Annotated in this window: 11 protein-coding genes; 4 read left to right on the top strand and 7 right to left on the bottom strand. The window is 51.6% G+C overall.

Going from position 1 to position 11,183, the window contains the following annotated elements; translation table 11 throughout:
- The 3 genes from QNK41_RS02200 to QNK41_RS02190 all read left to right on the top strand — a co-directional run.
- Positions 1 to 706 (top strand): 3'-5' exonuclease (locus QNK41_RS02200; protein ID WP_319253292.1); only part of this gene is annotated, 706 nt, incomplete at its 5' end.
- A gap of 109 nt (positions 707 to 815) precedes the next feature.
- The gene (locus tag QNK41_RS02195; RefSeq protein ID WP_319253290.1) at positions 816 to 1,913 is read left to right on the top strand and encodes an SPL family radical SAM protein; all 1,098 of its coding nucleotides are present in this window, start codon (positions 816 to 818) and stop codon (positions 1,911 to 1,913) included.
- Positions 1,910 to 2,581: a thermonuclease family protein gene (locus QNK41_RS02190; protein ID WP_319253288.1), complete on the top strand. Its 672-nt coding sequence runs from the start codon at positions 1,910 to 1,912 to the stop codon at positions 2,579 to 2,581. The genes QNK41_RS02195 and QNK41_RS02190 overlap by 4 nt, the downstream gene beginning before the upstream one ends.
- 79 nt (positions 2,582 to 2,660) lie before the next feature.
- Here QNK41_RS02190 and fusA read toward each other — a convergent pair whose 3' ends face one another.
- The 7 genes from fusA to QNK41_RS02155 all read right to left on the bottom strand — a co-directional run bounded on the left by fusA (position 2,661) and on the right by QNK41_RS02155 (position 10,731).
- Positions 2,661 to 4,727: an elongation factor G gene (gene fusA, locus QNK41_RS02185; RefSeq protein WP_319253286.1), complete on the bottom strand. Its 2,067-nt coding sequence runs from the start codon at positions 4,725 to 4,727 to the stop codon at positions 2,661 to 2,663.
- 112 nt (positions 4,728 to 4,839) lie between these two features.
- Positions 4,840 to 5,589, bottom strand: a complete 750-nt coding sequence (locus QNK41_RS02180) for a TlyA family RNA methyltransferase (RefSeq protein ID WP_319253285.1) — start codon at positions 5,587 to 5,589, stop codon at positions 4,840 to 4,842.
- Positions 5,590 to 5,697: 108 nt separating this feature from the next.
- Positions 5,698 to 7,617, bottom strand: coding sequence for a 1-deoxy-D-xylulose-5-phosphate synthase (dxs, locus tag QNK41_RS02175; protein ID WP_319253283.1), 1,920 nt, complete (start codon positions 7,615 to 7,617; stop codon positions 5,698 to 5,700).
- Between the two features lie 17 nt (positions 7,618 to 7,634).
- Positions 7,635 to 8,528, bottom strand: coding sequence for a farnesyl diphosphate synthase (locus QNK41_RS02170; protein WP_319253281.1), 894 nt, complete (start codon positions 8,526 to 8,528; stop codon positions 7,635 to 7,637).
- Positions 8,529 to 8,650: 122 nt separating this feature from the next.
- Complete coding sequence (gene xseB, locus QNK41_RS02165) at positions 8,651 to 8,887, bottom strand: exodeoxyribonuclease VII small subunit (protein WP_319253279.1); 237 nt, start codon at positions 8,885 to 8,887, stop codon at positions 8,651 to 8,653.
- A 90-nt stretch (positions 8,888 to 8,977) separates the two neighbouring features.
- Positions 8,978 to 10,273, bottom strand: coding sequence for an exodeoxyribonuclease VII large subunit (gene xseA, locus QNK41_RS02160; RefSeq protein WP_413815103.1), 1,296 nt, complete (start codon positions 10,271 to 10,273; stop codon positions 8,978 to 8,980).
- Positions 10,274 to 10,437: 164 nt separating this feature from the next.
- Positions 10,438 to 10,731, bottom strand: a complete 294-nt coding sequence (locus QNK41_RS02155) for a hypothetical protein (protein ID WP_319253275.1) — start codon at positions 10,729 to 10,731, stop codon at positions 10,438 to 10,440.
- 145 nt (positions 10,732 to 10,876) lie between these two features.
- Here QNK41_RS02155 and QNK41_RS02150 point away from each other — a divergent pair.
- The coding region (locus QNK41_RS02150) for a Bax inhibitor-1 family protein (protein ID WP_319253273.1) at positions 10,877 to 11,183 on the top strand (307 nt) is incomplete at its 3' end.

Here is an 11,183-nt window from a genome sequence, read left to right as displayed (position 1 = left end):
GGCCGTGTCGGACAATATCCGCCACGACACGCTGCTACCCACAGGCCGGCCTGAATTCTACGACTTCTACATGTTTAATCAAGCTGGGCAAACCCAGGAAATGGGTCCACGGATGCTCGGGGAACTCAATTTTACGGTATTTGATACGGAAACCACTGGACTGGATCCGCGAGGCGGAGATGAAATTATATCCATTGGCGCCATCCGGGTGGTCAACGGCCGCTTGCTGCACACGGAGACCATCAATCAGCTGGTGGATCCTTGCCGTTCCGTGCCGGCCGAGTCCATCAAATATCATGGCATCAAAGATGGGATGCTCAAAGGCAAACCGACCATTGAAAAGGTGCTGCCGTTTTTTCACCGGTTCGCCCAGAATACAGTGCTGGTGGCTCACAATGCCGCCTTCGACATGCGAATGCTGCAAATGAAGGAGAAAATCACCGGCATCCGTTTCGTCAACCCGGTGCTCGACACCATGCATTTGTCTGCCATCCTTCACCCGGCCCACAATGACCATACCCTGGACACCATCGCCAACCGGTTGGGGGTCTCCATAATCAAGCGACACGATGCTCTTGGAGATGCCATTGCTACCGGCGAGGTATTTCTCAAAATGATTTCCCTGCTCAATGAAAAAGGGATATATACCCTTCACGATGCCCTGACCGCCTCACAACGAACCTATTACGCCATGCTTAAATACTGAGATGGCCGTTCACGGTTCAACGGTTCAGGGTTCTGCGTTGGTTGTTCAACTTCCGGTCCATAGAGGCGTGAACCCGTGACCGATAAACGCCTGAGAGAAAAGAACCCCAGTGATTCTAAAAAAAATATTCGTCAACGCCAGTATCGCCTCGCACCCTGAAACCGAAAGGATTTGCCGTCAGCTTGACCTGCCTGGCGAATGGGTGGATGACCCCGTTTCGATTTATCAATGGATCAACCGTGCTGATGATCCGGTCAGCCGCGGTAAGCAGGTGCTCTACCTGACCCGCAACAAAGGCGGTTTTTTAAAAGCGTGTCCGGGTACCCGTGAATATACCTGCTGCGACTACCAGATCCTGCATGTGGCATCCTTTTGCACCATGGACTGCTCCTACTGTATCCTGCAAAGCTATTTTCATCCACCGCTGTTGCAGTTTTTCGTTAATCGTGAAGATCTGGACGCGGAACTGAACGGGCTTTTTCAAAAAAAGGAAGTCAGCCGAGTGGGTACCGGGGAGTTTACGGACAGCCTTATCTGGGAAAAATGGACCGATCTGACCGATTACCTGGTTTCCCGCTTTGCCATGCAGGATAGGGCCGTGCTGGAGCTGAAAACCAAAACAGTCAACATTGAAGGGCTCAAGGGGCTGGACCACCGGCGAAAAACCATTCTTTCCTGGTCATTGAACACTCCGGCTGTCATGAAAAGCGAAGAGCGGCGAACCGCTTCACTCGATGCACGATTGACGGCAGCGGCACGTTGCCAGGAATGGGGATACCCGCTGGCATTTCATTTCGATCCCATGCTTATTTACAACGGCTGCGAAGCCGATTACCAGACGGTGGTCGAACAGCTGTTTCAGCGGATCTCTGCTGAAAATATCGTCTGGATCAGCCTTGGCACGTTCCGCTTCATGCCGGCGCTCAAGCCGATCATCGCCCAGCGCTTTCCAGACTCTAAAATTGCCTACGGCGAATTTGTCACCGGTTTGGACAATAAAATGCGTTACTTCAAACCGCTGCGCATCGCCCTTTACCGGCAGATGGTGGGTTGGATTCGAAACCTAGCGCCGAATGTGACCGTCTATTTCTGTATGGAAGACGATGAAGTGTGGGAAAAAACCATGGGATATGTTCCCCCGCCGCATGGCGGAATAGGTCAGATGCTGGACAGGAGCGCCATCAAGATGTGTGATTTGACCCCGTGAATGCGATTGCTGTCCTACTGACAAATAGCATCCGATGCCGCATTGGCCTAATTGCGCTGATCCTTGCCGCCTCGGTTGGCTGCAGCGATGCTGAACCATGGGTCATGGCCAAGTGGGTGGCCGATGGGGATACCATTATTTTGCACGACGGCCGACACGTGCGTTATATTGGTATCGACACCCCTGAAATCGATCATAAAAACCATCGGGCCGAACCCATGGGCGATGAGGCGCAATCGATGAATCGCCAACTGGTCGACGGGTGGAAACTCAAACTGGTTTACGACCGAGAGAAAACCGACCGCTACGGCAGGACACTGGCTTATGTTTATCGCGGTGATGGACTTTTCGTAAACGCCGAATTGCTTAAGCGGGGATACGCCCACGTCCTGTATCATATTCCCAACATCAGTAAAGAGAAGATTCTGCTTTCCGCCCAGCGCGTTGCCATGGAGCATGGCAGGGGCATCTGGCAACGCGTGAAAAAGGATCACCAGCAACCCCATTCCTATCTGGGAAACCGACGATCAAGGCGATTTCATGCCCACGACTGTCCCATGGGAAAAAGGATCTCTGAAAAGAATCGGATACGGCTGAAAAATCGATGGGCTGGATTTTGGTCCGGCTATGCACCGGCCAGGGAATGCATTGACTTCCCCCCACCTTAACGGGGTTCTATCCTTACCACTAAAAAAGGAGGGCAGGGGGCCCTCCTTTTTCAGATGACACATGGTATAGCGGTGCCGACTACTCTTCTTTTTCGGCCTTGATCTGTTCGATCACCTTAGTCGCAATCTGGGCCGGCACTTCGTCGTAACGCAAAAATTCCATGGTATACATGCCGCGGCCGCCGGTCATGGACCGCAGGTCCGGCGCATAGGTCTGGAATTCGGCCAAGGGAACTTCTGCGTTGATCACCTGGTTCTTGCCTGCCGTATCCATTCCGAGAACACGCCCCCGCCGGCTGTTCATATCGCCCATGATGTCACCCATATAATCGTCCGGGGTGATCACGGTCACTTTCATGATCGGCTCGAGCAGAACCGGTTTGGCCTCTTCGCAGGCCTTTTTGTAAGCCAGGGAGCCGGCGACCTTGAAGGCCATTTCCGAGGAGTCGACGGCATGGTAGCTGCCAAAGTCCACGGTGGCGCGGAAATCCACACAGGGGGCACCGATCATCGTCCCTTTCTGGCAGGCCTCTACAATGCCCTTTTCAACGGCCGGAATGTAATTTTTGGGGATTACCCCGCCTACGATGGCATCCACAAATTCGAAACCGGCTCCACGGGGAAGGGGCTCCATAACGATCCAGCAGTCACCGTACTGGCCGTGTCCGCCGGATTGTTTCTTGTGTTTTCCCTGGACGCGGACTTTCTTTTTGATCGTTTCGCGATAGGGAATTTTTGGGGTTTTGAGCAGGACTTCGACATTAAATTTACGCTTGAGCTTTTCGATGGTGCTCTCGATGTGAACCTGACCCAGGCCTGAAAGCAGAATTTCCTTGGTTTCCGCGTTGCGCTCCAACCTCAAGGCTGTGTCTTCCTCCAGGAGTTTGGTCAAAGATATATAAATTTTATCCTCATCGCCGGTGGCTTTGGATTCCAGAGCAAACGAAATCAGCGTGGGCATGGGCTGGGCACAGTCAAAGCGGATCTTGTTGCTTTCATCACAGAGCGTGTCACCGGTCTTGGTTTCCTTGAGTTTTGCCACTGCCACGATGGATCCAGGCCCGGCTTCCGAGGCCGGTTTCTGCTCTTTGCCTGCAATGGTGAGCAGCTGGTTGAATCGCTCCCGGGTCTCTTTGGTCGAATTGTAGAAATTGCCGTCACTGCCCAGCTTTCCGGAAACCACTTTGAAAATAGTCAGTCTGCCGGCATAGGGATCCGCTACGGTCTTGAAAACAAAGGCGGAAAAGGGGGCCGCCGGGTCCGATGCCCGTTCAATGACTTCATCATTGACTGGATTCACGCCTTGTTTCGGCGCTTTTTCCAAAGGCGACGGCAAGCAGGTGGCAATGAAATCCATAAGGAGGTCCACGCCGATATTATGAGCAGCAGACCCGCAGAGCACCGGTGCAAAGGTTCGTGAAAGGACGCCTTTTTTCAATGTATCGCGAAGTTCCTGGTTGGTAATGGTCTCTCCTTCCAGATAACGTTCGATGATTGCATCGTCCGCCTCGGCCACATTCTCGATGAGCGTCTCCCGCTCTGTCTCCACCGTGTCCTGCATGTCGGCGGGAATCTCTATCTCCTTTGCTTTGCCGTTATCATCGTAGCGGTAAGCCTTGAGGTTGATCAGGTCTACGATGCCATCAAAGTCGGCTTCGGCCCCAATGGGAAGCTGAACGATAATGGGTTTGGGGGACAGGCACTGCACCGCATCCTCGAGGGTACGGGTAAAATCGGCACGCTCGCGGTCCAGCTTGTTGATGAAAATCGCACAGGGCAGTTCGTATTCGGATGCAAAATCAGTCACCTGTTCAGTCTGCACCTTGACGCCGTCAACGGCATCCACGAGGATAAGAGCGGTATCGGCTGCCTGCATGCACTGTTTGGCGTCGGAGATAAAGTTTTGATCGCCGGGCGTATCAATCAGACTGATGGTGTGCTTTTTCCATGGCAGTTGAATAAAACCACTGGAAAGACTGGTCTGCCGCTTGAGTTCTTCCGGTTCGAAATCCATCACCGTGTTGCCGTCTTCCACGCGTCCGACGCGGGTGGTCATGCCGGCGTTGTTAATCATGATTTCAGCGAGGGAGGTTTTTCCAGCCCCCCCATGGGCAATCAGTGCTACATTTCTTAGGGTTTCATTCATTTGGGCCACTCAAGCTCCTCTCTCCATTGTATTTTCTGCCCTTTTGGCAGCTTTTTGTTTAAGCAGATATTATTAAATCGACGACTAAAAAAAATCAAGTTTAAAAACCTGATTATAAATCAAAATCTGACGGCCGCAGCAGGATAATGAATTCCCGATTTCCCTTGGGTCCCAATACAGGGGAGGGGATTACCGGTCCGCAAAAAAGCGACTGCCGGGAAAAGAAAACCTGAAGATCGTCGATGATTTCAGCGTGACGGGCCGGATCCCTGACCACACCGCCCTTGCCCACCCTGCCTTTACCGGCTTCGAATTGAGGCTTGATCAAAGCCAGGATGATGCCGCCGGGATTTAGAAATTGAAGGATGCATGGAACGACGATTTTTAGGGAGATAAAAGAGGTGTCGATGGTTACGAGGTCAACCTGCCGGGTGATCAAGGCTGGATCCATTTTGCGGATGTTGGTCCGCTCGATGACGACCACCCGATCATCCTGCCTCAACGACCATGCCAGCTGGCCATATCCCACATCCACCGCAAATACACGGGCGGCCCCGTGTTTCAGCAGACAGTCGGTAAAACCACCGGTCGAAGCCCCCACATCAAGACAGACCATGCCGGCACAATCGATGCGGTTTGCTTTCAGGGCTGCTTCAAGCTTCAGTCCCCCACGGCTGACATAGCGCAGGTCATCGCTTTTCATCTTGATTTCAATATCTTCGGCAAAACGGGTTCCGGGTTTGTCGCAGGGTGTGTGGTTCACCAACACCCGTCCGGCCATGATCAAGGCCTTGGCCCGTTCCCGGCTCTGGCAGAATTGTTTTTCAACGAGCAGCGTGTCGATTCGCTTTTTGACGGCCATACCAACCCTTCCGGGCTTAGCTGTTTAGCTGTTGAGCTGAGAAGACACCACAGCGATACGTCTTTTCTCATTCACGCCCAATTGCGGATAATTTTTTTTCTTACCAGCTTATCGACTATCGGCTATCGGCTTATCTTGGCTCATCATGGAAAGGGCTGTGTTGATGATGGCCGACGCATCCACCTGGTATTTGCAGCGCAGGGCATCTTGTGGTCCGTGCTCCACAAAATGATCGTTGATGCCCATTCGCTTGACGATGGCGCCATTGATTTCATGGTCGCTCAGCAATTCAAGAACAGCGCTGCCGAATCCGCCTTGAATGGTATTTTCTTCAATGGTGATGATCCGGTGGATGTTCCGGGCCAGGGGAATGATCAGTTCATGGTCCAATGGTTTGATGAATCGCGCATTGACTACGGTTGCCCGAACGCCATGGTTTTCCGCTAACAGGGCAGCGGCGCATACCGCTTCGCTTACTGTGCTGCCCACGGCAACGATCAGCAGGTCGTCGCCGCGGCTCAGGATCTCACCTTTGCCAATGGGAATCATCGTCAAGGTGTCGTCCTGGTCCACCCCGGTTCCGCGACCCCGTGGGTATCTCAGGGAGATGGGTCCGTCGTGTGCCATGGCAGTGGCCAGCATGTGGCGCAACTCATTTTCGTCCTTTGGAGCCATGACCACCATATTAGGGATGGTCCGTAGAAATGAGATGTCGAAAAGACCGTGATGGGTGGGCCCGTCCTCTCCGACAATACCGCCGCGATCCAATGCAAACACCACCGGCAGTTTTTCGATGCAGACATCGTGGATGATCTGATCGTAGGCTCGCTGGAGAAAGGTCGAATAGACGGTCACCACCGGACGAAACCCTTCGGTGGCCATACCGGCGGCAAAAGTGACACCATGTTGTTCAGCAATGCCCACATCGAAAAATCGGTCCGGGTACGCCTTGGAAAAGGGGACCAGCCCGGTACCTTCCGGCATAGCGGCGGTAACGGCGATGATTTTGTCATTTGTTTTAGCCAGTTCCACCATGGTTTGGCCGAACACTTCGGTGTAACTGGGCACATTGGTGGTCTTTTTGCGGCAGATCCCCGTATCCACGTCGAAAGAACTGACGCCATGAAAATAAACCGGATTCTGTTCCGCCTGAGGGTATCCCTTGCCTTTTTTAGTAATTACGTGCAGGAGCACCGGTTCATTCATTGTTTTAATATTTTTAAGAATATTGATTAAATGATCCAGATTGTGCCCGTCGATGGGGCCGAAATATTCAAAGTTGAAGGCTTCAAACAACATTCCCGGAGTAACGAAGGTCTTAAAAGACTCTTCACTGCGCTTGGCCAATTGGTACATATTTTCGCCGATACGAGGCAGGGATTTGAGGAATTCGCCAAACTCTTTGCGCAGCATCTGAAGCTTGGATGCGGAAAATGTGCGGCTGAGCAGGGAGGAGAGAGCACCGACATTATGGGAAATGGACATTTCATTGTCGTTCAGGATAACGATCATATCCTTGTCGTTGTGTGTGTCTCCGGTCTGGTTCAGTCCTTCATAAGCAAGCCCGGCAGTCAGCGAACCGTCCCCGATAACGGCCACCACCTTGGATGATTCTTTTTTCAGATGTTTGGCACAGGCAATACCCAGACCGGCGGAGATGGAGGTGCTGCTGTGACCGGTGGTAAAGGTGTCATATGGGCTCTCGCTGCGTTTGGTAAATCCGGAGAGGCCGCCTTGTCGGCGCAGTGTGGGGAATTGGTCTCGCCGGCCGGTAAGCAATTTGTGGGCATATGCCTGATGGCCCACATCCCACAGAATTTTATCAGTCGGTGTGTCGAAGACATAGTGAAGGGCGATGCTCAGTTCGACGGCACCTAAGCTGGACGCCAGGTGACCACCGGATGTGGACACCACGTCTACGATGGTTTTACGGATTTCTTTTGCCAGATCAGATAGTTCTGAACGTTTCAGTTTCTTCAGGTCGTGGGGCGAGTTTATTTTTTTTAGTAGATGTGAGGATTGGTGCAAGATTCCAGCTCCCTGAGTTATCGGTTCCGTTCGATGACATATCGTGCGATGGCACGAAGGCAGTCTGCTTCATTATCAAAAGCGTCAAGCACCTTCAAGGCATTGTTCACCAGTTGGCCGGCAAGCGTCTCGGCGCCGGACAGACCCAACAGCGACGGGTAGGTGTTTTTCCCGCGAATCCGGTCGGTACCGGTGGCTTTTCCCAGGCGCTCCGGGTCACCTTTAACGTTGAGGATGTCGTCGGTCACCTGAAAAGCCAATCCGATATTCTGGGCATAGGTGTGCAGCAACTGCTGCTGGCGCGTTGACGCCCCTGACACCAGCGCACCGGAGCCCACTGAAATTTCGATCATTTTTCCTGTTTTCAGGCAGTGCAGAGATTCCAGTTCACCTTTGGAGATTACCGTTCCTTCAAAGGCCATATCGCGCATCTGCCCTTCGATCATACCTTTGAACCCGGCGGCGGAGGCGATCTGGGCAATCGCCAGCAACCAGCGGGATTGATCGTCAGACGCGCACCGGCTGCCGGCTGCCGCCAGGATTTCGAAGGCCAGCGTCAGCAGTGCATCGCCGGCAAGGATGGCCGTTGCTTCATCGAACTGGACATGGCAGGTCGGTTTACCGCGTCTTTTATCGTCGTTGTCCATTGCCGGCAAGTCGTCATGGATCAACGAATAGGTGTGAATTAACTCCAGGGCACAGGCAAGGGGAATTACCGATTCCCGACTACCGCCGACCGTTTCCGCAGCGGCGATACACAGCACGGGCCGCAATCGTTTACCGCCGGCCATGACTGAATAGGTCATGGCCTGGGAGACCCGTGTGGCTGGTGAGTGGGCGCTCAGATAGTGCTGCAGCATTTGGTCCACCGGGGCCCGCACATCTATGAGGTATGATTTCAGATCGAACATAATTATTGATGGGTTCTCCGAGGGTTTTGTTTAACCGCCGAGACCGCAGAGATAATCGGTTTGATAAAGCATTTTCATTTCTCAGCGTCCTCCGCGTGCTCAGCGGTAAGGTGTTTAACCATTCAGGCGTCCAGGTCAAACGGTTTTTCCACGGGTTCACCTGTTTCGTCAGCCGTTAGCAGGGTTATCCGTTTTTCGGCTTTATCCAGCGTCTCGGTGCAGTATCGGGACAACTTAATGCCGGCTTCGAACTTTTCCAAGGCTTTTTCCAAGGGCAGGTCGCCGGATTCGAGCGCCTTGACGATTTTTTCCAGATCATTGATCGCTTTTTCAAAACTCGGTTTTGCCTTTGTTGCCATGGGGATTATTTCATCCTTTGTTTTTTTAAACTGGTTTGGCCGTAAACGATAATTAACATTTTGTGATTATTGGTGATTCAGTTTTCATTCTCAGTCCGTTTCATTTTTTCTCTCGGCTACCGTGACCGTTAATTGCCCGCGGCCCAAAAGTATTTCAAGGTGTTGATCAATGGCTGCCTGATTGGCGCTGCGAACAACGGATCGGTCGGGAAGCGTGCGAGTGATGCTGTATCCGCGCTGTAATATGGCCATGGGGTTGAGCGCATCTAACATGGAGATATTTTTTGAAATGGTGGTTTGCCCCTCCCGGACGAGATGGTTGATATGTGTGATCGACGCGTCTTGAAGGCTGATGACCTGTTCTTGCATGGACGCCACCGTCTTGGCTGGTGAAACATGCATCAGCATATTGTGGTGAAAGGCAAGACCCTCGCTTCTGTGTGTCAAGGCGCGATTGATCGATGAAAGCAGTCGAATCGAATAATCATCGAGTCGCATTCGCATGTCCTGGAGCTTTTGCCGGGGATGAATAATTCGGTGGCTGATTCCAATTAAATATTTATTTAATAATTTCAGATATGAATCGATTGTTTTATAAAGTAACTGATTAGTTTTGAAAAGCCCGTTCTGAAGTTCATTTTTAGAGGGAACCGAGATCTCGGCAGCGGCGGACGGCGTGGGCGCCCGGAGATCGGCAACGAAATCGGCGATCGTAAAATCCGTTTCATGGCCAACGGCTGAGATGATCGGAATGCTGGATGAAAATATGGTTCGGGCGACCTGTTCATCGTTAAACGCGCACAGGTCTTCGATGGATCCGCCACCGCGTGCCAGAACAATGACGTCGGTGGGTCCTATTTTATTCAGCCAACGGATGGCATGCACAATTTCGCCAGGCGCGCGATCCCCTTGAACATTCACCGGAACGATCTCCAACGGCAGGTTGGGAAAACGTCGCTGCGCCACCTTGATGAAATCACGAATGGCAGCGCCGGTCGGAGAAGTCACGATACTTATTTTTTTGGGTAATGCGGGCAGCGGCAACTTGTGCTTTGCATCAAACAAGCCTTCATCGGACAGCCGTTGTTTCAGTTTTTCAAAGGCAACCTGGAGACCGCCAACACCTTTTGGTTCCAGATATTCGAAGATAATCTGATATGAGCCTCTCGGTTCGTAGACGCTGATACGACCCAGGCCAATAATGGACAACCCATCTTCGGGTCTGAATTTGAGGGCACTGGCTTGACCGCGGAACATAACCGCACTGATTTGCGAATGCGGATCCTTCAAGGTGAAATAGCAATGGCCGGATGAAGGAATTTTGAAGTTAGAAATTTCCCCTGATATCCAGATGAAAGGAAACTTATCTTCAAGTATTCGCTTAATTATCTTGTTCAGTTCCGTGACTTCGTAGACATGTTGCCGGGAAGGATTGGAACCTGCGCTGTTTATCGCCATGGCCTCGATGTGGAGATGGGGTTTGAATCTGGATGAATCGTGATTGCGTTGTAACGTCCGATAAGATATATTATGTAAAATTACAAATACGATTAATGTGTTTTATGGCCACTGTTGTCCTTCCGTCCGGATTTTTGAATGAGATCCCGCACCGCAGGCACCACGAACAGATTTTCGTGAGGCAGTTCAAAAAGCGATTGGGCCAGGATCGTTGTTTTGTTATGCAGGGTGATATTTTTATCGATAATGCAGTGCATTTTCCCCTTGATCAGGCAAAAGCCGCTTTTCACGGGTATGCCGCTGGCACGAAAGCTCTGCTCGGAGACCGTTACCCCGAGTTTTTCCGCTAAATCTTTCAGCTCCTGGTAAATCTGTTCAGGTTTCATGGAATAATCGCCCTAACCACCTAAAAACTAACGCATCATTCATATCAGCTTTATGCTTGAAAATAAAGCAGCCTGTGTTATCTTTGGCCACTGTCCGAGAGTGGTTAATAACGATTTAAAAAATAAAAATTTGCGGAGGTATTCTATGCAGTCGATTCCAATGGAAAGAACCCAGGCTCAGGTTCAGGTTAACGCGTTTGTTCGAAGCGTGTACAACTGGATGGCCATAGGGCTCGCATTGACCGGCGCTGTCGCCTGGTTTGTCGCACACAACGAACCGGTTCTCCGCTTTGTCTATCAGGCGCGTTGGATCTTTTTTATCGGAGAATTGGCACTGGTTTTCATGCTTGCCAGCCGCGTACACAAAATGCAGGCATCAACCGCCACCGGAATGTTCATGTTTTATGCGGCCCTTAATGGTGCCACAATGGCATTCATTTTTCTTGCTTACA

The organism is Desulfosarcina sp., assembly GCF_033791525.1.
GTDB lineage: Bacteria > Desulfobacterota > Desulfobacteria > Desulfobacterales > Desulfosarcinaceae > Desulfosarcina.
Note: the sequence above shows the minus strand (reverse complement) of the source record. Positions and strands in the feature narration are given on the sequence as shown.

Excerpts from the sequence above, each read along its gene's own strand:
- fusA (WP_319253286.1), bottom strand. The coding sequence starts at position 4,727 with ATGAATGAAACCCTAAGAAATGTAGCACTGATTGCCCATGGGGGGGCT.
- QNK41_RS02180 (WP_319253285.1), bottom strand. The coding sequence starts at position 5,589 with ATGGCCGTCAAAAAGCGAATCGACACGCTGCTCGTTGAAAAACAATTC.
- QNK41_RS02170 (WP_319253281.1), bottom strand. The coding sequence starts at position 8,528 with ATGTTCGATCTGAAATCATACCTCATAGATGTGCGGGCCCCGGTGGAC.
- xseB (WP_319253279.1), bottom strand. The coding sequence starts at position 8,887 with ATGGCAACAAAGGCAAAACCGAGTTTTGAAAAAGCGATCAATGATCTG.
- QNK41_RS02155 (WP_319253275.1), bottom strand. The coding sequence starts at position 10,731 with ATGAAACCTGAACAGATTTACCAGGAGCTGAAAGATTTAGCGGAAAAA.